This window comes from Cupriavidus nantongensis (assembly GCF_041726985.1).
Classification (GTDB): domain Bacteria; phylum Pseudomonadota; class Gammaproteobacteria; order Burkholderiales; family Burkholderiaceae; genus Cupriavidus; species Cupriavidus nantongensis_A.
In genome coordinates, this window is sequence record NZ_CP168302.1 from 929,928 (window position 1) to 951,056 (window position 21,129).

The following is a 21,129-nucleotide window of genomic DNA, read 5'->3' on the forward strand; positions in this document are numbered from 1 at the left end:
GGTCTTCTGCCGTTTCGGAGGACCCCGTGCTGCGCGCGTTCGAACGTCTGCTTGATCCCTTCCCGCCCGACGAGGCACCGCCGCCGCCCAAGGGCCTGGCGGCCTTCCTGTGGGCCTGCACCCGCGGCACCCGCCGCTACTTCGTCGCGCTGGCGCTGCTGAGTGCCGGCGTGTCGATCTACGAAGCGTGGCTGTTCTCTTTCCTCGGGCAAGTGGTGGACCTGCTGGCGGCGTGGCAGGGTAACCGGGAAGCTTCGGCACAGGAGCAGCGCGTGCTGTGGGGAATCGGCATCGTGCTGGTGACCAGCATCGGCCTGGTGGCGCTGCGCACCGTGGTGCAGCACCAGGTGCTGGCGATCAACCTGCCGCTACGGTTGCGCTGGGATTTCCACCGGCTGATGCTCAGGCAGAGCCTGTCCTTTTTCTCCGATGAGTTTGCCGGGCGCGTCACCACCAAGGTCATGCAGACCGCGCTGGCCGTGCGCGAGGTGCTGTTCACCTTTATCGAGATCGTGCTTGCCATCGGCGTGTACTTCATCACCATCATCGCGCTGGCGGGCGGCTTCGATTTCCGGCTGATGCTTCCCTTCATCGGCTGGATCGTGCTGTTCGGGCTGGCCATGCTGTACTTCGTGCCGCGGCTGGGCAAGGTCGGCCAGGAGCAGGCGCATGCGCGCTCGTCGATGACCGGCCGCGTCACCGACGCCTACACCAATATCACCACCGTCAAGCTGTTCTCGCATACCCGGCGCGAGGCGCACTTCGCGCGCGCGGCGATGGAGGATTTCAAGGAAACCGGGTTCAGGCAGATGCGCCTCGTCAGCCAGTTCGAGATCGTCAATCAGGCCCTGGTGGTGGGCTTGATCCTGGCGGCGGGCGGCTATGCGCTGTGGCTCTGGCACCGCGCCGAGATCGGCACCGGCGCGGTGGCCGCGGTCACCGCCATGGCGCTGCGCATCAACGGCATGTCGCACTGGATCATGTGGCAGATGGCCTCGCTGTTCGAGAATATCGGCACGGTGCAGGACGGCATTGCCACGCTGACGCACGTGGCCAAGGTGCAGGACGCGCCCGGCGCGCCGGCCCTGCAAATCCGGCGCGGCGAAGTGGAATTCGACCAGGTCCGCTTCAACTACAACGGCGAACGCCAGGTGCTCGACGGTCTCAGCCTGACCGTGCGCCCCGGCGAGAAAATCGGACTGGTGGGCCGCTCCGGCGCGGGCAAGTCGACGCTGATCAACCTGCTGCTGCGCTTCTACGACGTGGACCACGGGCACATCCGCATCGACGGGCAGGACATCGCCCGGGTGACGCAGGACAGCCTGCGCAGCGCCATCGGCATGGTCACGCAGGACACCTCGCTGCTGCATCGCTCGATCCGCGACAACATCGCCTACGGCCGCCCCAATGCCACCGATGCGGAGATCCGCCACGCCGCCGTGCACGCCCAGGCCGATGACTTTATCCGCCAGCTGAGCGACCAGCATGGCCACACCGGCTACGACACGCTGGTCGGAGAACGCGGCGTCAAGCTCTCGGGCGGCCAGCGCCAGCGCATCGCGATTGCGCGCGTGATGCTCAAGAACGCTCCCATCCTGCTGCTGGACGAAGCCACCAGCGCGCTGGACTCCGAAGTAGAGGCGGCGATCCAGGAAAGCCTCGACGAAATGATGGAGGGCAAGACCGTGATCGCGATCGCCCACCGCCTCTCCACCATCGCCGCGATGGACCGCCTGATCGTGATGGACCAGGGCCGCATTATCGAGCAAGGCACGCACGCCGAGCTGCTGGCGAAGAACGGCACCTACGCGCGGCTGTGGCGGCACCAGAGCGGCGGTTTCCTCGGAGAAGAGCAGGACGAGGTCTCGGACGCGGTGCAATAACGCGGCGGGCGATTGTCAGGCAAGTACACGGCCAGGCGGCCCGGCCATGACCTGGCCATAAAGGATATTCCGGCTGACCGCACGACTCGGAGCAGACTCGCATGGGACTTCTGACCTTCACCCTCAACGTCACCCTGGACGGCTGCGTCGACCACCAGGAGGGAATCGCCGACGACGAGACGCGGGCCTTCTTCACCCGCCTCATGGACGAGGTTGGGGCCATGCTGTGGGGCCGCGCCACCTACGAGATGATGGAGAGCTACTGGCCGGCGGTCGCCCGCGGCGATGTGGAGGCGCCCCCGATGGTGCGCGAATGGGCGATCAAGCTGGAGACCAAGCCGAAGTACGTGGTGTCGTCGACGCGAACGGACTTCCCATGGACCAACAGCCATCACATCGGCGGCGACTTGTGCTCGGGCGTGCAAAGGCTCAAGGACGCGACGCCGGCCGGCGTGCTCCTCGGTAGCGGCAAGCTCGCGAACGAACTGGACCGGCTGGGTCTGATCGACGAGTACAGGTTCCTCGTTCACCCCATGATCGCCGGCCACGGCCCCACCCTGTACCAGAGCGGGCTGCCCGGCACACGGCGGCTTGAGCTGGTCTCGGCAGAGCCGCTCAGCAACGGCGTGGTTGCCCTGCACTACCGGCGCACGCGTGACTGACACCCGGCTGCAGCGGTCCGCCACTGAACCACAGCTTTGAACGCCAAGAGGCAGGCGGAGCAGAACCGGGGCGATTTGCATCACGCACCGGAATTGGATCCAGGACGTTGAGCCTGCGAAAAACCCGCCACAGCAAACCACATCCAGGTCGGGATGCCTGCCGGTGCGGAACGGATCGTATGTTTTACAATCTCGCCGGCTGAACCCTGAAACCCCGCAGTACCGGCAGCCTTCCCGAAGGCCTGGCCACCATCGACGATACCGGCCGGCGCGATATGCAACGGCGGCCGGTATAAAACCTGCTTTGGCGGATCCACGACATCGAGGAGCATGACCGAATGACACACTGGCTGCATCAGCGGCAGCTTTGCCGCGCACGGAGGTCCTGACATGGCCGGTTCGAGCTTGCTGGTATTGATCGACGACATCGCCACCATCCTGGATGATGTCGCCGTCATGAGCAAAATGGCGGCCAAGAAGACCGCCGGCGTGCTGGGCGATGACCTGGCGTTGAACGCGCAACAGGTCAGCGGCGTGAAGGCGGAGCGCGAGCTGCCGGTGGTATGGGCAGTCGCGCTGGGATCGATCCGCAACAAGGTGATCCTGGTGCCGGCGGCGCTGGCGATCAGCGCCTGGGCTCCGTGGGCCGTGGTGCCGTTGCTGATGATCGGCGGCGCGTTCCTTTGCTACGAAGGCTTTGAAAAACTGGCACACCGGTTCCTGCACAGCAAGGCCGAGGACGCCGCAGACCACGCGCGTGAAGTCCAGGCCGTGGCGGACCCGGCCGTCGACATGGTGGCCTTCGAGAAAGAGAAGATCAAGGGCGCGGTCCGCACCGACTTCATCCTTTCGGCGGAGATCATCGTGATCTCGCTGGGCACCGTCGCCAACGCGCCCTTCGGCCAGCGCCTCGCTGTCCTGTGCGCGATCGCGGTCATCATGACGGTCGGCGTCTATGGCCTGGTGGCCGGCATCGTCAAGCTCGATGACGCCGGCCTGTACCTGAGCAAGCAGGCATCGGCGGGACTGCGCTGGCTGGGGCAGGGCCTGCTCCGGCTGGCACCGCTGCTCATGAAAACCTTGTCATTTGCCGGAACGGCAGCGATGTTCCTGGTTGGCGGCGGCATCCTGATGCACGGCATCCCGGCCATGCACCACGTCACCGAAGCCGCGGCACTGGCCGTGGCTTCGGTGCCGGCAATCGGCGGCGTGCTGGCAGTGCTGGCGCCGGTGGTGATCGACGGCATTGCCGGCATCGTCGCCGGCGGGCTGGTGCTGGCGGTGGTGAGCATGGTGAAGGCCGGGATGCGGGCGGTGCGGCCTTCGGCGCGGTAGGCGCGGGCACCGATTCGCTTCACCCGCACTCCGATGGGCTCGACGCCCGTCGGGATAGTCAAGCCGACACGCCCCCATGCACCGGCGCGCCCCCTTCCGGCACGCCTGCACTCAGGATCGAGCCCGTCGTGGATTCCGTCATCAGCAGCATCTTGCCGTCATCGCCCCCAAAACACAGGTTGGTCAACGACGCGCCCACCGGCGTGCGAATGACTTCGACCGGCTCGGCGCGATGGTTCAGTACCCAGACATAGCCGAGCCCTGGATTGGCGACCAGCAGGAACCCGTCGGCACGCATGGCCAGCCCGTCCGGACCGCTCGGCCCGTATGACGTGAAGAACTGCCCCACCTTGCTGACGGAGCCGTCGGCCTGCAGCGGCGCGCGCCACACGCAGTTGCCGCGCGTCATGGCGACATACAGCACCTTCTCGTCGGGCGACAGCACCAGGCCATTCGGGCTTGGCGCATTGTCCAGCAGCACATCGAGCTTGCCCGCGGGCGACAGGCGGTAGACACGGCCAGTGGGATCATGCATGCCGGTCTGGCCCTGGTCCGTGAAGTACAGGTTGCCCGCCGAATCGAACGTCAGGTCGTTGACGCCGCGGAAGCGTTCCGAATTCCGGCGTTCCAGGAACGGCGTCACCGCCCCTGTCTGCGGGTTCAGCCGCATCAGCCCGTTGCGGTAGTCGGTCATCAGGAAGTCGCCGCCGGCCAGGCGCTTCATGCCGTTCGGCTCGCCGTCGTATTCGGCCACCACTTCCCAGTCGCCCTGCAGCGATACGCGGAACACGCGGCCATAGGGAATATCGGTTACCCACAGGTGGCCGTCGGCCCAGACCGGGCCTTCGAGGAATGACTCGGTCACCGCGCCGCCGCGATTGGCCAGCGACCACGCGTTGTCCCGGTCCTGCCGCCGAAACGATTCCGGCAGGCGGGTAAGCACCGTGGCGTCGCGGACGGTGGGTTGCTGAAGCAGCATCATCGTGGTCCCCGGTGTTACTTGCGTTACTGCTTTTCGATATTGGCCTTCTGTGCCACGGCCGCCCATTGCGCGGTTTCCCGCTGGATCAGCTGTGCGAAGCCGCTGCTATCCAGGCTGCCCGGCTGCGAACCCATTTGTGCCAGGAATTGCTTCATGTCAGGCGATAGTAGCGCTTTTTGAATTTCAGCCTGCAGGCGGGTGATCACCTCGGCCGGCGTTCCCTTCGGCGCCGCCAGGCCCGACCAGTTGAACAGGTTGAACGTCGGCAGTCCGGCTTCCGCGAAGGTCGGCACATTGGGGAACACCTCGAGCCGGCTCTTGCCGCTGATGCCAAGCAGCCGCATCTGGTTGCCCTTGACCTGTGCCAGCGCGGTCGGCGTCGACACCACCAGCAGGTCGACGCTGCCGCCCAGCAGGCCGACCATGGCTTCGCCGGCACCCTTGTACGGCACGTGCATCAGCTTGATCCCGGCGGCCTGCTGGAAGGCCTCGGCGGAAAAATGCGGCGAGCTGCCCGGGCCGCCGGTGCCAAATGTCACTTCGCCCGGATGCGCCTTGGCGTATTGGATCAGCGAGGCCAGGTCCTTGAAGCGAGAATCGGCCTTGACCCCAACCACGACCGGCGAGAACGCGAACGGCGCGATCGGCACCAGCGCGGTCTGGTGGTCCCAGTTCAGTTTCTTGAAGACGTAGGGCAGCGTGGTGTAGGAGTTGTCATTGGCCAGCAGCGTATAGCCGTCGGCCGGCGCCTTGACGACCAGCGTGGTGCCGATGGTGCCGGAAGCGCCCGGCTTGTTCTCGACCACGAAACTCTGGCCGGTCTGCTCGGTAAGCTTTTGCGCGACCTTGCGCGTCACCACATCGACGGCGCCGCCCGGAGGATTCGGCACGACAATGCGCACAGGCTTGTCCGGGTAGACCGCCAACGCCGGCGCCGCACTGGCAGCGGCAATCGCGGCGAGCAGTGCAAACAGACCAAATTTACGATGAACCATCATTGTCTCCCGGCAGCCGCGGCCGATCCGGCTTGATGTCAGCCGGCCGCGCTGCCCGCATGTTTTATTGCCCAATGAAACGTCGAAGCCTCGCTCAGACCGCCGCGGCAGAGCCCTGCAGCACGGCAATCACATTCTTCGCGGCCCCCACCCCCATGTTCACGTAAGCCGCATCGCTGACGCCGCCGATATGCGGCGACAGGATGAGGTTCGGGATCTTCTGGAACGGGTGCGGCACGGCCATCGGCTCGACCGCGAAGCTGTCGAGGCCGGCCGCGTAGAGTTTGCCGTCGAGCGCCTCGGCCAGCGCCGGCTCGTCGATCAGGCCGCCGCGCGCGGTGTTGACCAGGATCGCGCCTGGCTTGAACAGGGCCAGGGTCTCGCGGTTGAGCATGCCGCGGTTTTCGTCGGTCAGCGGGCAGTGCAGCGACACCACGTCCGCTGCCTGGTAGAGCTGCGGCAGCTCGCTGACCAATGTGACACCTGCGGGCACTGCCTGCGCATAAGGATCGAAGGCGATCACGCGCATGCCCATGGCAAGGCCGGTCGCCGCAACGCGGCGGCCGATTTCGCCCAGGCCGACGATGCCCAGGGTGCGGCCATTGAGCTCGATGGTCTTGTGAATCGACTTGTCCCAATGGCCCGCGCGCATGCGCTCGTTTAGCTGCGGCACCGCCTTGGCACAGGCGAGGATCAGCGCCCAGGCATGTTCGGCCACCGCGGCGGCGTTGGCGCCGACCGCGGCCTTCACCGCGATGCCGCGCTCGGCCGCGGCCTTCTGGTCGATCACGTCGATGCCGCTGCCGTGCTTCGAGATCACCTTCAAGGCCGGCGCCGCATCCATGACCTCGGCCGTCACGCTGCCATAGCGCACGATGATGCCGACCGGGTTGTGCTGCCGCGCCAACGCGACCAGTTCGTCGGTCTGCGGCTTCTTGCCCGCGAACACGATCTGGTAGTCACTAAGCAGCGCGAGCGCTTCCGGTGCCAGGTCCGCACCCGTGACGATAATGACGTCCCTGCCGGTCACAGCGCTTCTCCCTGCTTGAGGACGCCGGCCGTCACCAGCGATGCCAGCAGCCAGGGCGCGGTGGTGTTGCCCTCCTTGATCTGCGCGATGCGCATGGCTTCGGCCTCTTCCTTCTTCGCCGCGGCATCGAGCAGCGCTTCGATCTTGCCGCGCTCGACCACGACGAGGCCGTCGGCGTCGCCGCAGATATAGTCGCCCGGATTCACCGTGACGCCGCCAACAGAAATCGGGTGACCGATGCGGCCGCCGACTTCCTTGGTCGGGCCATTGGGATTGGTGCCCACCGAAAACACCGGGAACTGCATGTCCTCCAGTTCCAGGCTGTCACGCACGGCGCCATCGATCACCACGCCCGCCAGCCCGCGCTGGCGCGCGGCATGCATCATGATGGTTCCCATCAGCGCGGAGGTCTGGTCGCCCTTGCCGTCCACCACCAGCACATCGCCGGGCTGCGCCAGCGCCAGCGCGGCGTGGATCATCAGGTTGTCGCCGGGACGGACTTCGACGGTGAAGGCGGGGCCGGCGACCTTCATGGTCGGACGCAGGGCGCGGATGCGGCCATGCAGGGCGCCGCGGCGGCCGCCGACATCCGACAGGATCGCCGGCTGGAAGCGGGCGGCACGCTCGACCACGGCGGCGGGCACGCGCTCGAACGATTTGATGATGTTGGGCAAGGTCATGGAAAACTCCGGCAAGATGAAAGGGATAGGGGTCGGCAACGATCAGTCCAGCTTGGCGCCGGAGGCCTTGATGACCGCGGCCCAGCGTCCGATGTCCTGCCTGATCAGCGTGGTGAAGGCTTCGGGCGTGCCCGTCAGCACCGACGCGCCTTGCTCGTTCAGCTTCCTGGCCAGCGCCGGGGACTGGAGCGCCTTGTTGAACTCGGCATTGAGCCGCACCACGATGTCCTTCGGCGTCGCGGCCGGCGCGACAAAGCCGAACCACGTCGCCGTCTCGAAGCCGGGATAGCCGGACTCGGCCACGGTCGGAATCTGGGGCAGGTCCGCCACGCGCTTCGCCGACGTCACTGCCAGCGGCCGCAGCTTGTTGTTCTTGATATGGCCGAGCAGTGTCGGCACCGACGCCATGTACAGGTCCACCTGTCCGCCCATCAGGTCGTTGACCGCCTGTGCCGCGCCCTTGTACGGGACATGGGTGAACCTGACTTTCGCGGTGCTTTGCAGCTGCTCGCCGCCAAGGTGGGCGACGGTGCCATTGCCGGGCGAGGCGAAATTCAGCGATGCCGGTTTGGCCCGGGCGGCTTGGATGACGTCCTTCATGGTCTTGTACGGCGAGTTGACGTGCGTCACCAGCACCAGCGGCGCGGAGGCGACCAGGCTGATTGGCGCCAGGTCCTTCAACGGGTCATACGGCAGCCGCTCGTACAGCGAGGCGTTGATGGCCAGGTTGCTGGTCTGCCCCAGGGCGATGGTGTAGCCGTCGGCCGGCGCCTTGGCCGTCGCGTCGACGCCGAGGTTGCCGCCTGAACCCGGCTTGTTTTCCACGACAAAGACCCAGCCGGTCGACTTGGCCACGGTATTGGTGACCTCGCGCGCGATGATGTCGGTGCCACCGCCGGCCGGAAACGGCACGATCACGCGGATGGGCTTCGTGGGATATGGCGACGCGGCATGGACGCTGGCGGATGCCAGCAGCAGGGTGGCAAGAGCCAGGATGACGCGGCGGGATCTCGACTGCATGGGTGTCTCCGAATCTGGTTTCGTTGTGATTCGGATTGTGGTGCATCGTTTCACGGCATACAATGCCGTTTCACACAGTGCACCGCATTTCGTGCCATGAACCCTAAAAGTGATTCCATCAACGCTTCAGCCGCAGAGGAAGGCTCCGGCGCCGTGATTGCCGTGACGCGCGCGCTGCGCGTGCTGGAAGCCTTCGGCGTTAACGACCCGCAGCTGTCGCTGGCCGAGCTGAGCCGGCGCACCGGCATCCACAAGACCACGGTGCTGCGGCTGGCGCGCACTCTGGCGGCGGACAACTACCTGGTGCAGAAGGAAGACGGCAACTGGCGCCTTGGCCGCGCCGCCGGCTGGCTGGGCGCGTGTTACCAGGCCACCTTCAACGAGCAGGAAGTGGTCGAGCCGGTGCTGCGCGAACTGACGATCAAGACCGGTGAAAGCGCTTCGTTCTACGTGCGCGAGGGCCAGCAGCGAACCTGCCTGGTCCGTGTCGAGGGCCCGCAGGCGATCCGCCATCACGTCAGGATCGGCGCGGCGCTGCCACTGGACAGCGGCTCGCCCGGGCGGGTGATCCTGGCGTTTTCCGGCGAGCCGGGCGAGCTATATGAAATGATCCGGCGGCGCGGCTTCCACCTGTCGCTCGGCGAGCGCGAGGCCGAAGTCTCCAGCGTGTCCGCACCGGTGTTCGGATTGCACTGGCGCCTGCTGGGGTCAATGTGTATTTCCGGGCCGACTTCCCGGCTTGGCGAAGAGCGGCTGCTGGAGTTGGCGCAGACCGTGGTCGACGCCGCGAACAAGCTGTCGTATGCGATGGCGGGCAGTCAGCGGCCCGCGCTGCAAGGCGACAGGCAGCCGGCAACCTGGCATCCCTGACCGCCTCGTCTTTGCATTCCCGGCCGGCCACCGTGCCGGCTCCCTGCGCGCCCTCCCCGGGCGTGCCATGTCATTGCGCGCAGCCACCCACCATCCCGCGACGCCAGCAACTTTTCCTGCATTTCAGCACGAATTCAGCAACAAATATCCCCGTTATCTGATTAACCTGCCCGCTCTTTTCCGTTTGCGTGCGCCGCAAACGCAAAAGTTCTCTGCCCCCGCCAGTCCCACAAGGACTGGCGCGGCCATTCAGATCACACGGAGACAACGAAGAATGAGTGCAAGCGCAGAACATCTGCAACGCGGCCTGGGCGAACGCCATATCCGGCTGATGGCGCTGGGATCGGCCATCGGCGTGGGCCTGTTCCTGGGCGCGGGCAATGCCATCAAGATGGCCGGCCCGGCGATCATGCTGGCCTACCTGATCGGTGGCGCGGTGATCTTCCTGATCATGCGCGCGCTGGGCGAGATGGCCGTGCACAACCCGGTGGCCGGCTCGTTCTGCCGCTATGCGCAGGACCACATGGGCCCGCTGGCGGGCTACCTGACCGGCTGGAACTACTGGTTCCTGTGGCTGGTGACCTGCGTGGCCGAGATCACCGCCGTGGCCATCTACATGGGCATGTGGTTCCCCGACGTGCCACGCTGGATCTGGGCGCTGGCCGCGCTGGCGGCGATGGGCTCGGTCAACCTGATGGCGGTCAAGGCCTATGGAGAGTTCGAGTTCTGGTTCGCCATGATCAAGATCGTCACCATCGTGCTGATGCTGATCGGCGGCGGCGCGATGATCGTGTTCGGCTTCGGCAACGGCGGCGTCGCCACCGGCATCTCGAATCTGTGGGCGCACGGCGGCTTCATGCCCAACGGCGCCTCGGGCGTGCTGATGTCTCTGCAGATGGTGATGTTCGCCTACCTCGGCGTGGAGATGATCGGCCTGACCGCCGGCGAGGCGCGCAACCCGAAGAAGTCGATCCCGGACGCGATCAACTCGGTGTTCTGGCGCATCCTGATCTTCTACGTCGGCGCGCTGTTCGTGATCCTGGCGCTGTACCCGTGGAACGAGATCGGCGCGCAGGGCAGCCCGTTCGTGCTGACCTTCGAGCGCCTGGGCATCAAGACCGCCGCCGGCATCATCAATTTCGTGGTGCTGACCGCGGCGCTGTCGTCGTGCAACGGCGGCATCTTCAGCACCGGCCGCATGCTGTACAACCTGTCGCTGCAGGGCCAGGCGCCGGCGGCCTTCGCCAAGGTCGACCGCAACGGCGTGCCGCGCCGAGCGCTGCTGGTGTCGATCGCCGCGCTGCTGGCCGGCGTGCTGCTCAACTACCTGGTGCCGGAGAAGGTCTTCGTCTGGGTGACCGCGATCTCCACCTTCGGCGCGGTCTGGACCTGGGCCGTCATCCTGGTCACGCAGATCCAGTTCCGCCGCGGGCTGGCCCCGGCGGCGCGCCAGGCGCTGGCGTTCCGCATGCCGTTCTGGCCGTATGGCTCGTATATCGCGCTGGCGTTCCTGGCGCTGGTGGTGGCGCTGATGGCCTACTTCCCCGATACCCGCGTGGCGCTGTACGTGGGGCCGGGCTGGCTGGTGCTGCTGACGATCTGCTACTACGCGCTCGACATGCGCTCGCGCGGGCCGGTCAGCTACCGCGCCTGAGCCAACGGCGGGTCCGCGCCCGCCGGCTGGCCATCGCCTAAAATGGCCCCCGAACCATGCCAACGCAGGGGGCCGCATGACTGAGACCACCGTGCCCGACGCCGCCATGGCGCTGTCGCTGCTGTCGCTCGCGATCTGGGCCGTGCTGCTGTTCGGGCGCGCCGGCTTCTGGCGCGTGCGCCGGCCACCGGCCGCGCCGGCGCCGGCGCATTGGCCGGAAGTGGTCGCCATCATTCCCGCGCGCGACGAGGCCGAGGTCATCGGCAGCGCGGTGGCCGCAGTGCTGGGCCAGCGCTACCCGGGCCCGCTGGCGCTGGTGGTGGTGGACGACCACAGCGCGGACGGCACCGCCGATATCGCCCGCGCCGCCGCGGCCACCACCGCGCGCCCGCATGCGCTCACCGTCATCGGCGCGCGCGAACTGCCGGCCGGCTGGAGCGGCAAGGTCTGGGCGCAGTCCGAAGGCCTGGCCACCGCCGACCGCATCGCGCCGCACGCACGCTATGTCTGGCTGACCGATGCCGACATCCGCCACGGCCCGGGCGTGCTGGCCGGCCTGGTGGCGCGCGCCGAGGCGGAACGGCGCGACCTGGTCTCGCTGATGGTGCGGCTGCGCTGCACCTCGGCATGGGAACGGCTGGTGGTGCCGGCCTTTGTCTTTTTCTTCGCCAAGCTCTACCCGTTCGCCCGCGTGCGCGATCCGCGCAGCCGCGTTGCCGCCGCGGCCGGCGGCTGCATGCTGGCGCGCCGCGCGGCGCTGGCGCGCATCGGCGGCTTTGCCGCGATCCGCGGCGAGCTGATCGACGACTGCAGCCTGGCCGCGCGCATCAAGCCCGGCGGCGCCATCCGGCTGGACCTGGCTGAGGACAGCGTGTCGCTGCGCCCCTATGACGACTGGCGCAGCCTGTGGGACATGATCGCGCGCAGCGCCTACACGCAGCTGCGCCATTCGCCGCTGTGGCTGGCGGGCGCGGTCGCCGGCATGGCCCTGACCTATCTGGTGCCGCCGGTGCTGGCGCTGGGCTGGGGCCTATGGCCGGCATGGCTGGCCTGGGCCGCGATGGCGCTGGCCTACCTGCCGATGCTGCGCGAATACCGGCAGCCGTGGTGGCTGGCGCCGCTGCTGCCGGTGACGGCGCTGTTCTACCTGGGCGCGACGCTCGACTCGGCGCGGCGCTACCGGCTGCGGCGCGGCGGGCAGTGGAAGGGCCGCAACCAGGCCCCGTTGCGCCCCTGAGCCGGCGGCTCAGGGATGGCCAAGGTATCCGTGCGCGCGGAACCATGCCAGCGCGTCGCGCAGCCCCTCCTGGTACGGGCGTGGCTGATACCCCAGTTCCTTGCGCGCCTTGTCTGACGTAAAGAACATCCGGTAGCGGGACATATTGAGTCCATCGACAGTCAGGAACGGCTCCCTGCCGGTCAGCCGCGCCGCCGCTTCCGCGCCGTAGGCCAGCGGATACAGCGGCCAGCGCGGCAGCTGCAGGGTCGGCGCGCGCCGGCCGCACAGCTGGGCGATATCGCGCAGCATCTGCTGCAGCATCACGTCCTGGCCGCCCAGGATGTAGCGCTCGCCAGTGCGGCCACGCTCCAGCGCCAGCAAATGCCCGTGGGCGACGTCGTCGACATGGGCCAGGTTCAGCCCGGTATCGACAAAGGCCGGGATCTTGCCGGTGGCGGCCTCGACGATGATGCGGCCGGTCGGCGTGGGCCGCACGTCGCGCGGGCCGATCGGGGTGGACGGGTTGACGATGACCGCCGGCAGGCCATGTTCGGCGATACGTTGCTCCACCACGCGCTCGGCCAGCACCTTGCTGCGCTTGTACGCGCCGATGGCTTCATGCGGGCGCATCGCCGCGGTCTCGTCCACCGGTGCCTGCGCGCCGGCCACGCGCAGCGTCGCCACGCTGCTGGTATAGACCACTCGCTCGACGCCGGCCCGCTGCGCGGCCTCCATCACCGCCAGCGTGCCGTCGACGTTGGTGCGCACGATGTCTTCGGGATCGCGCGCCCATAGCCGGTAGTCGGCGGCCACGTGGAACAGGTAGCGCACGCCCTGCAGCGCCGCGGCCACCGCGGCGGCATCGCGCATGTCGCCCTGGACCACCGTCAGCGGCAGCCCGGCTAGATTGGTGCGGGGGCTCTGCGGGCGCACCAGCACGCGCACGCGCCAGCCGCGCGCCAGCGCCTGGCGCGCCACCGCCGAGCCCAGGAAACCCGCAGCACCGGTCACCAGCACGTCATCGTTTTTGCTCATCAGCCCGTTTCCTCGCAAGGCGGCGTCGCCGGCCGGCCCTGCGCCGACCATGGCGGCGCCAGACAAAGCCGGCGTGTCGGGTATATAGTAACCACCGTGCGAGGAAAATGTGATCCGCGGCGGATCTCCGGTGGGTCTGGCTCCGGTGGGTCTGGCTCGATCCCGGGCATGGTTTTCCGTTGCGCGATCCCAAACACTGAAACCCGTAGCAAAAGGGTCGGGGGCCTACTCCATGCAGGTGATTCTTGCTCAGCCCCGGGGCTTCTGTGCCGGCGTGGTGCGCGCGATCGAGATCGTCGACCGCGCCCTCGTGAAGCACGGTGCGCCGGTGTTCGTGCGGCATGAGATCGTGCATAACAAGCACGTCGTACAGGGACTGAAGGACAAGGGCGCGCGTTTCGTCGAAGAACTGGACGAAGTGCCGGCCGGCGCGGTGACCATCTTCAGCGCGCACGGAGTCTCGCGCGAGGTCGTCGCCGATGCCCGCCAGCGCCAGCTGCATGCCATTGACGCCACCTGCCCGCTGGTGATCAAGGTCCACACCCAGGGCCGCCAGTACGCCGCCAGCGGCCGCACCGTGATCCTGATCGGCCATGCCGGCCACCCCGAGGTCGAAGGCACCATGGGGCAGATTCCCGGCAAGGTGATCCTGGTGCAGAACGAGGCCGACGTCGGCAAGCTCGACCTGCCCGACGACACCCCGGTCGCCTACGTCACGCAGACCACGCTGAGTGTGGACGACACCCGCAACATCATCGCCGCGCTCGGACGGCGCTTCAGCAACCTGGTCGGCCCCGATACGCGCGATATCTGCTACGCCACGCAGAACCGCCAGAGCGCGGTGCGCGACCTGTGCAAGCTGGCCGACGTGATCCTGGTGATCGGCGCGACCAACAGTTCCAACTCCAACCGCCTGCGCGAGATCGGCACCGAAAGCGGCGTGCCCAGCTACCTGATCGCCGAAGGCAGCGAGCTCGACCCGGCCTGGGTGCGCGACGCCAACGTGGTCGGCATCACCGCCGGCGCCTCGGCCCCCGAGGCCATGGTCGAAGACGTGATCGCGGCGCTGCGCCGGCTGGGCCCGGTCGAGGTCAGCACCATGGCCGGGCGCGAAGAGCATGCCGAGTTCCGGCTGCCGGCCGAGCTGGCCGACGTGAAGCCGCCGGCGGCATCGCTTCAGTCCGGCACGGATGCCGCGCCTGCCGCCAACGAGAACATTGCAGGCTGAACCAACCAGAGGAAGCTGTCGTGGCCATTCCGCTCCTGCAGGTTGCCCGCGTGGGCGCCTATATCGTCGGCAAGCATCTGTCGCGGCAGAAACACTATCCGCTTGCGCTGATGCTCGAACCGCTGTTCCGCTGCAACCTGGCGTGCTCGGGCTGCGGCAAGATCGATTACCCCGACCCGATCCTGAACCAGCGCCTGTCGGTGCAGCAATGCCTGGAGGCGGTGGACGAGTGCGGCGCGCCGGTGGTGTCCATCGCCGGCGGCGAGCCGCTGCTGCACAAGGACATGCCGCAGATCGTGCAAGGCATCATCCGGCGGCGCAAGTTCGTCTACCTGTGCACCAATGCGCTGCTGATGGAGAAGAAGCTGGACCAGTACCAGCCCAGCCCGTATTTCATCTGGTCGGTGCACCTGGACGGCGACCGCGAGATGCATGACCGCTCGGTGTGCCAGGAAGGCGTGTACGACCGTTGCGTCGAGGCGATCCGCGCGGCCAAGGCGCGCGGCTTCCGCGTCAATATCAATTGCACGCTGTTCAACGACGCGCAGCCCGAGCGCGTGGCCAGGTTCTTCGATTCGGTCAAGGCGCTGGGCGTCGATGGCATCACCGTGTCGCCGGGCTATGCCTATGAGCGCGCGCCGGACCAGCAGCACTTCCTGAACCGCGGCAAGACCCGCCAGCTGTTCCGCGACATCCTCAGCCGCGGCCGCGCGGGCAAGAACTGGGCGTTCAGCCAGTCGACGCTGTTCCTGGACTTCCTCGCCGGCAACCAGACCTACCACTGCACCCCGTGGGGCAACCCGGCGCGCACGGTATTCGGCTGGCAGCGCCCGTGCTACCTGGTCGGCGAAGGCTATGCCGCGACCTTCCGCGAACTGATGGAAGAGACCGACTGGGACGCCTACGGCACCGGCAACTACGAGAAATGCGCCGACTGCATGGTGCACAGCGGCTACGAAGCCACCGCCGTGGCAGACACCTTTGCGCATCCGCTCAAGGCGCTCGGCGTCAGCCTGCGCGGCGTGCGTACCAGCGGCCCGATGGCGCCGGACATTGCGCTGGACCGGCAGCGGCCGGCCGAATACGTGTTCTCGCGCCACGTCGAGATCAAGCTCGAGGAAATCCAGCGCACCCGGCCGCCAGCGAAGCAGCCGCGGCCGGCCGAGGCGCCTGCCAGCGCCGCCACGCACTGAAGCCATTGCCATGGCCGCCGGACTTGCCAGCATCCTGCCCGGCGCAGCGCTGGTCTGCGTGGCGGCTGGCTATGCACTGGCCGCGGCCTGGCTGTCGCGGCGCAAGCCTGCGCCACGCGGAGCCATGGCTGCCACGCCGGTCAGCGTGCTCAAGCCGCTGTGCGGCGCAGAACCCCGGCTCCACGCCAACCTGGCAACCTTCTGCCGGCAACGGCATCCGTGCTTCCAGCTGGTGTTCGGGGTGCGTGCCGCGGACGATCCCGCCATCGCGGTGGTGGAGCGGCTGCGGCGCGACTTCCCGGGCTGCGACATCGCACTGGTGATCGATCCGCGGGTGCACGGCAGCAACCTCAAGGTCAGCAACCTGATCAACCTGTCCGGCGCGGCCCGGCACGATGCGCTGGTCATCGCCGACAGCGACGTCGCGGTGGCACCGGACTACCTGGCGTTCGTGACGGCGCCGCTGGCGGAGAACAACGTCGGCGTGGTCACCTGCCTGTACCGCGGCCATGCCATCGGCGGCTTCTGGTCGCGCCTGGGCGCGCAGTTCATCGACGACTGGTTCGCGCCGGCGGTGCGCATCGCCCATGCGGGCGGCTCGCGCCGCTTTGCCTTTGGCGCAACCATCGCGCTGCGCCGCGACACGCTGGCGGCGATCGGCGGATTCGAGGCCTTGCGCAACCTGTTGGCGGACGATTTCTGGCTGGGCGAACTGACACGGCGGCAGGGCTTGCGCACGGTGTTGTCGGAGGTGGTGGTGAAGACCGATATCACCGAAGACGGCTTCACGCTGCTGTGGCGGCATGAGTTGCGGTGGATGCGGACGATCGCGTCGCTGAATCCTGCGGGCTATGCGTTCAGCTTCGTCACCTTCACCTGGCCGATGCTGGCGTTGGGCGTGTGGCTCGCGCCGCTGCCGCTGGTGATCGCCGCGGCGGCCGTCGGCGTGATGGCGCGCAGCGTGCTGGCGGGGAGCGTCGCGGCGGCCCTGCGGGCGCCGTTGCGCGATGCCTTGTTGCTGGCGTGCTGGGCGCTGGCGTTGGCGGGCAAGCGGGTGTGGTGGCGGGAGCAGGTGCTGCCGGTCGATCACGGGCAGCACTCCGGGCAAGCGCCGGCCCTCTCCCCCGCCCCTCTCCCGCAAGCGGGAGAGGGGAGAAAACAAGCGGACGCAGAAGTCCCGAGGGTTCGCTCCCCTCTCCCGCGCGCGGGAGAGGGGCTGGGGGAGAGGGCCAGCGCCGCCACGAAGTCCTCACCCACCCCACCTTTCACCGGCATCCATACCGAGAGGCCGCTATGAAAAAAACCCTGTTCCTGCAGGCCCCGTCCTTCGACGGCTTCGATGGCGGCGCGGGATCGCGCTACCAGGCCAAGCGCGAGATCAAGTCGTTCTGGTATCCCACCTGGCTGGCGCAGCCCGCCGCGCTGGTGCCCGGCAGCCGCGTGCTCGATGCCCCGGCCGACGGCCTGACCGTGCAGCAGACGCTGGAGATTGCCGCGGACTATGAGTTGGTAATCATCCACACCAGCACGCCGTCGTTCCCCACCGATGCCAAATTCGCCGAGGCACTGAAGCAGCGCCATCCCGGCGTGATGATCGGCATGGTCGGCGCCAAGCCCGCGGTCGATCCCGGCGGCACGCTGGGCGCGAGCGACGCCATCGACTTCGTCTGCCGCGAGGAGTTCGACTACACCTGCCAGGACGTGGCCGCGGGCAAGCCGCTCAAGGACATCCTGGGGCTCAGCTATCGCCTGCCGGACGGTTCGCTCGAGCACAACGGCCAGCGCCCGATGATCGAGGACATGGACGCGCTGCCGTTCGTGGCGCCGGTCTACCAGCGCGACCTCAAGATCGAGAATTACTTCATCGGCTACCTGAAGCATCCTTACGTGTCGATCTACACCGGGCGCGGCTGCCGCTCGCGCTGCACCTTCTGCCTGTGGCCGCAGACCGTGGGCGGGCACCGCTACCGCACGCGCTCGGCCGCAAGCGTGATCGCCGAGGTGAAATGGATCAAGGAGAACATGCCCGAGGTCAGGGAGATCATGTTCGACGACGACACCTTCACCGACTTCAAGCCGCGCGTGGAAGAGATTGCGCGCGGGCTGGGCCAGCTGGGCGTGACGTGGTCGTGCAACGCCAAGGCCAACGTCCCGTACAGCACGCTCAAGATCATGAAGGAAAACGGGCTGCGCCTGCTGCTGGTGGGCTACGAGTCCGGCGACGACCAGATCCTGCTGAACATCAAGAAGGGCCTGCGCACCGACATCGCGCGCCGCTTCACCGAGGACTGCCGCAAGCTCGGCATCCAGATCCACGGCACCTTCATCCTGGGCCTGCCGGGCGAGACCCGCGAGACCATCGAGAAGACCATCGAGTACGCGAAGGAAATCAACCCGCACACCATCCAGGTCTCGCTGGCCGCGCCCTACCCCGGCACCACGCTGTACCGCCAGGCGGTGGAGAACGGCTGGCTCGAGGAGAACAAGGTCATCAACCTGGTCAACGACCAGGGCGTGCAGCTGGCGGCGATCAGCTACCCGCACTTGTCGAAGGAGGATATCTACCACGGCGTGGAGACCTTCTACAGGCGCTTCTACTTCCGCCCCGGCAAGATCTGGGAGATCGTGCGCGAGATGCTCGGCAGCTGGGACATGATGAAGCGGCGCCTGCGCGAAGGCGTGGAGTTCTTCCGCTTCCTGCGCTCGCACGAGGCCTGATCCTGGCCCGGGCGCTTACCGCTGCGGAACAACGCGCGCTGATCGTCACCGCCGACGACTTCGGGCTGCACCCGGCCGTCAACGAAGCGGTGGAGCTGGCCCACCGCGACGGCGTGCTCAACGCCGCCAGCCTGATGGTGGGCGCGCCCGCGGTGGCCGATGCGGTGGCGCGCGCGCGCCGGCTGCCCGCGTTGCGCGTGGGGCTGCACCTGGTGCTGGCCGACGGCCCCGCCACGCTGCCGCGCGCGCGCATCCCCGCGCTGGTCGACGCACACGGCCGCTTCGGCTCGGCCATGGCGCTGGATGGCTGCCGCTACTTTTTCCTGCCCGCGGTGCGCCGCCAGCTTGCCGCGGAAATCCGCGCGCAATTCGAGGCCTTCGCCGCCACCGGCCTGGCGCTGGACCACGTCAATACGCACAAGCATTTCCATCTGCATCCGACCGTGCTGTCGCTGATCCTGTCGATCGGGCGCGACTACGGGCTGCGCGCCATGCGGCTGCCGCGCGAGGCGGGCGCGCCCTGGCTGCTGCGCCCGTGGCTGGCGTTGCTGCGCCGCCGGCTGGACCGCGCCGGCATTGCGCACAACGACTACGTGGTCGGCATCGCGCGCAGCGGCCAGATGGACGAGGCCGCGTTGCTGCAGGCGCTGGCGCAACTGCCCGCGGGCGTGGGCGAGATCTACCTGCATCCGGCGGTGGTGTCCGGCGCCACCATCGCTCCATCCATGCACGGCTACCGCCATGCCGACGAACTCGCCGCGCTGCTGTCGCCACGCGTGCGCGCGGCGCTGGAGCAGGCTGCCCACCGGCGCGGCGGCTTTGCCGATGTGCTCGGCGGCAGGCTGTTCGGCTGACGATTGCCGATGAAACGCCTGGCCTACCTGACCGGACTGCTCGGGCTGCTGGCACTGACCGCGCTGGTGATCCACCAGGGCGCCAGCGATATCGCCGCCGTGATGGCCCGGGGCGGCTGGCCGCTGCTGTGGCTGGTGCCGCTGCACGCGCTGCCGCTGCTGCTCGACGCGCAGGGCTGGCGCGTGCTGCTGACCTCCGCCGATCCCGACGAACGTGCCGGCGTCGGCTTCCTGTGGTGGGTCGCCGCAGTGCGCGAGGCGGTGGGCCGCCTGCTGCCCACGGTCGGCGTGGGCGGCGAGCTGGTCGGCATCCGCCTGACGCGGCTGCGCATCCACGACACCACCGCGGTCACCGCCAGCGTGGTGGTCGAAGTGATGGTGACGATGTTCTCGCAATACCTGTTTGCCGCCACCGGCGTGCTGATGCTGGTGGTCGCGCTGCAGCAGCGCGCCGGCGCGTGGATCATCCTGGCCGGCCTGCTGCTGTCGCTGCCGGTGCCGGTGCTGTTCGCGCTGTCGCTGCGCCACGCCGGGCTCTTCGAGAAGCTGGAAGGCGCGGCGCGCCGGCTGTTCGGGGCCGACCACCGCATCGTCGCGCTGATCGACGGCGCGCGCCTGGACGCGCATATCCGCGCGCTCAACCGGCGCCACCGCGAACTGGCCAAGGCCCTGGGCTGGCAACTGGCCGGGCTGCTCAGCGGCACGCTGGAGATCTGGCTGGCGCTGTGGCTGCTGGGCCATCCGGTGCCGTTCTGGCAGGCGCTGGCGATCGAGTCGCTGACGCAGGCCGCGCGCCACGTGGCGTTCTTCGTGCCGGCCGGGCTGGGCGTGCAGGAAGCGGTGGTGATGCTGCTGGGCCAGGTGCTGGGGATGAGCGCGGAGGTTGCGTTGGCGCTGGCGCTGGTCAGGCGCGCGCGCGAGATCCTGTTCGGGGTGCCGGCGCTGCTGTCATGGCAGTGGGTGGAACTGCGCCGCTGGCGGCGCCGGCAGGCCGCGCCCTAGTGCGCGGCCGCCGCGGCAGCAAAGGCCTGCTCAGATCTCCGACGCCTGGCGCGCGTTGTGCGTGGTCAGGTACTTCACCAGCCCGTCGACACCGTTGCGCGCGACGATGTCGGCAAACTGCTTGCGGTACACCTCGATCAGCCACGCCCCCATCATGTTGATGTCATAGATCTTCCAGCCGGTCGCGGTGCGCTGCAGCCGGTAGTCGATCTGCATCTCGTCGGCATTGTTGATCACGCGCGTCTGCACCACCACATCTGTCGCCCCGCTCGCGGCCTTGCCCGGCTGGTAGCGGAACCTGACGTTCTGCTCGCGCAGTTGCGCCAGCGAGACCGCGTAGCTGCGCACCAGCAGCGTCTGGAACTGCTCGTACAGCTGTTGCTGCTGCTCCGGCGTGGCCGTGCGCCAGGCGCTGCCCAGCGCCAGCCGCGTGGTGCGCTGGAAATCGGTGTAAGGCAGGAATTGCTTCTGCACGACCGCGGTGATCTTGCCCAGGTCGCCGGCGCGGGTCTCGGGCTGGGACTGGATGGTGCCGATCACGCCCTCCACCGCGGCCTGTACCAGCCGCTCGGGGCTGGCGCGCAGGTCGCCGGGCTGGATTGCCTGGGCGTGCACGACGGATGCCATGGCCATCGCCGCAAACGGCGCCACGGAAAGCAAACGGTGAATCGCCATGGATGCAAGAGCGGGGAATGACTGAAGAGGGTGTGGCGGCGGCGCCGTGCTACACGGCGCCCCGGCCGGCACCGGCTGACAGTGTATAGCGGAT

General features: G+C 68.0%; 20 protein-coding genes. 12 read left to right on the forward strand and 8 right to left on the reverse strand.

Annotated elements, in window-relative coordinates:
- Positions 1–26: 26 nt before the first annotated feature.
- A complete protein-coding gene (locus ACEI37_RS03920; RefSeq protein WP_373377427.1) occupies positions 27–1,883 on the forward strand; it encodes an ABC transporter ATP-binding protein in 1,857 nt (618 codons plus the stop codon).
- A gap of 101 nt (positions 1,884–1,984) precedes the next feature.
- A complete protein-coding gene (locus ACEI37_RS03925; RefSeq protein WP_373377428.1) occupies positions 1,985–2,545 on the forward strand; it encodes a dihydrofolate reductase family protein in 561 nt (186 codons plus the stop codon).
- A gap of 80 nt (positions 2,546–2,625) precedes the next feature.
- On the opposite strand, the gene ACEI37_RS03930 is transcribed toward ACEI37_RS03925, so the two are convergent.
- Positions 2,626–2,973: a hypothetical protein gene (locus ACEI37_RS03930; protein ID WP_373377429.1), complete on the reverse strand. Its 348-nt coding sequence runs from the start codon at positions 2,971–2,973 to the stop codon at positions 2,626–2,628.
- Here ACEI37_RS03930 and ACEI37_RS03935 point away from each other — a divergent pair.
- Positions 2,936–3,880, forward strand: coding sequence for a DUF808 domain-containing protein (locus ACEI37_RS03935; RefSeq protein ID WP_373377430.1), 945 nt, complete (start codon positions 2,936–2,938; stop codon positions 3,878–3,880). The two genes, ACEI37_RS03930 and ACEI37_RS03935, sit on opposite strands and share 38 nt — an antisense overlap.
- A 58-nt stretch (positions 3,881–3,938) precedes the next feature.
- Here ACEI37_RS03935 and ACEI37_RS03940 read toward each other — a convergent pair whose 3' ends face one another.
- From ACEI37_RS03940 to ACEI37_RS03960, 5 genes are all read right to left on the reverse strand, one after another.
- Complete coding sequence (locus ACEI37_RS03940) at positions 3,939–4,862, reverse strand: SMP-30/gluconolactonase/LRE family protein (protein WP_373377431.1); 924 nt, start codon at positions 4,860–4,862, stop codon at positions 3,939–3,941.
- Positions 4,863–4,885: 23 nt separating this feature from the next.
- Positions 4,886–5,857, reverse strand: coding sequence for a Bug family tripartite tricarboxylate transporter substrate binding protein (locus ACEI37_RS03945; RefSeq protein ID WP_373377432.1), 972 nt, complete (start codon positions 5,855–5,857; stop codon positions 4,886–4,888).
- 94 nt (positions 5,858–5,951) lie between these two features.
- On the reverse strand, positions 5,952–6,887 hold the full coding sequence (locus ACEI37_RS03950) for a hydroxyacid dehydrogenase (RefSeq protein ID WP_373377433.1): 936 nt from the start codon (positions 6,885–6,887) through the stop codon (positions 5,952–5,954).
- A complete protein-coding gene (locus ACEI37_RS03955) occupies positions 6,884–7,567 on the reverse strand; it encodes an RraA family protein (protein ID WP_373377434.1) in 684 nt (227 codons plus the stop codon). Before ACEI37_RS03955 ends, ACEI37_RS03950 begins: the two co-directional genes overlap by 4 nt.
- A gap of 42 nt (positions 7,568–7,609) precedes the next feature.
- Positions 7,610–8,587 (reverse strand): Bug family tripartite tricarboxylate transporter substrate binding protein, encoded by a 978-nt coding sequence (locus ACEI37_RS03960; protein WP_373377435.1) that lies wholly within the window; start codon positions 8,585–8,587, stop codon positions 7,610–7,612.
- A 96-nt stretch (positions 8,588–8,683) separates the two neighbouring features.
- Here ACEI37_RS03960 and ACEI37_RS03965 point away from each other — a divergent pair, with 96 nt between their 5' ends.
- The 3 genes from ACEI37_RS03965 to ACEI37_RS03975 all read left to right on the forward strand — a co-directional run bounded on the left by ACEI37_RS03965 (position 8,684) and on the right by ACEI37_RS03975 (position 12,348).
- A complete protein-coding gene (locus ACEI37_RS03965) occupies positions 8,684–9,457 on the forward strand; it encodes an IclR family transcriptional regulator (protein WP_373377436.1) in 774 nt (257 codons plus the stop codon).
- A 274-nt stretch (positions 9,458–9,731) separates the two neighbouring features.
- A complete protein-coding gene (locus tag ACEI37_RS03970; protein WP_373377437.1) occupies positions 9,732–11,111 on the forward strand; it encodes an amino acid permease in 1,380 nt (459 codons plus the stop codon).
- A 76-nt stretch (positions 11,112–11,187) separates the two neighbouring features.
- Complete coding sequence (locus tag ACEI37_RS03975; RefSeq protein ID WP_373377438.1) at positions 11,188–12,348, forward strand: glycosyltransferase; 1,161 nt, start codon at positions 11,188–11,190, stop codon at positions 12,346–12,348.
- A 9-nt stretch (positions 12,349–12,357) separates the two neighbouring features.
- Here the strand turns inward: ACEI37_RS03975 and hpnA are convergent, their stop codons facing one another.
- Complete coding sequence (gene hpnA / locus ACEI37_RS03980) at positions 12,358–13,365, reverse strand: hopanoid-associated sugar epimerase (RefSeq protein ID WP_373377439.1); 1,008 nt, start codon at positions 13,363–13,365, stop codon at positions 12,358–12,360.
- Positions 13,366–13,597: 232 nt separating this feature from the next.
- On the opposite strand from hpnA, the gene ispH reads away from it, so the two are divergent.
- The 6 genes from ispH to ACEI37_RS04010 are packed head-to-tail and all read left to right on the forward strand — an operon-like array spanning position 13,598 to position 20,360.
- The gene (gene ispH / locus ACEI37_RS03985) at positions 13,598–14,593 is read left to right on the forward strand and encodes a 4-hydroxy-3-methylbut-2-enyl diphosphate reductase (protein ID WP_373377440.1); all 996 of its coding nucleotides are present in this window, start codon (positions 13,598–13,600) and stop codon (positions 14,591–14,593) included.
- 20 nt (positions 14,594–14,613) lie between these two features.
- On the forward strand, positions 14,614–15,786 hold the full coding sequence (hpnH, locus tag ACEI37_RS03990) for an adenosyl-hopene transferase HpnH (protein ID WP_373377441.1): 1,173 nt from the start codon (positions 14,614–14,616) through the stop codon (positions 15,784–15,786).
- Between the two features lie 10 nt (positions 15,787–15,796).
- Complete coding sequence (gene hpnI, locus ACEI37_RS03995) at positions 15,797–17,083, forward strand: bacteriohopanetetrol glucosamine biosynthesis glycosyltransferase HpnI (RefSeq protein ID WP_373377442.1); 1,287 nt, start codon at positions 15,797–15,799, stop codon at positions 17,081–17,083.
- Positions 17,080–18,504, forward strand: coding sequence for a hopanoid biosynthesis associated radical SAM protein HpnJ (gene hpnJ, locus ACEI37_RS04000; RefSeq protein WP_373377443.1), 1,425 nt, complete (start codon positions 17,080–17,082; stop codon positions 18,502–18,504). The genes hpnI and hpnJ overlap by 4 nt, the downstream gene beginning before the upstream one ends.
- Positions 18,505–18,542: 38 nt before the next feature.
- Positions 18,543–19,358 carry a hopanoid biosynthesis-associated protein HpnK gene (hpnK, locus tag ACEI37_RS04005; protein ID WP_373377711.1) on the forward strand — a complete coding sequence of 272 codons (816 nt, stop codon included), beginning with the start codon at positions 18,543–18,545 and terminating at the stop codon, positions 19,356–19,358.
- A 9-nt stretch (positions 19,359–19,367) separates the two neighbouring features.
- Positions 19,368–20,360, forward strand: coding sequence for a lysylphosphatidylglycerol synthase domain-containing protein (locus ACEI37_RS04010; protein ID WP_373377444.1), 993 nt, complete (start codon positions 19,368–19,370; stop codon positions 20,358–20,360).
- A gap of 30 nt (positions 20,361–20,390) precedes the next feature.
- Here ACEI37_RS04010 and ACEI37_RS04015 read toward each other — a convergent pair whose 3' ends face one another.
- A complete protein-coding gene (locus tag ACEI37_RS04015) occupies positions 20,391–21,035 on the reverse strand; it encodes a phospholipid-binding protein MlaC (protein WP_373377445.1) in 645 nt (214 codons plus the stop codon).
- Between the last annotated feature and the right edge of the window lie 94 nt (positions 21,036–21,129).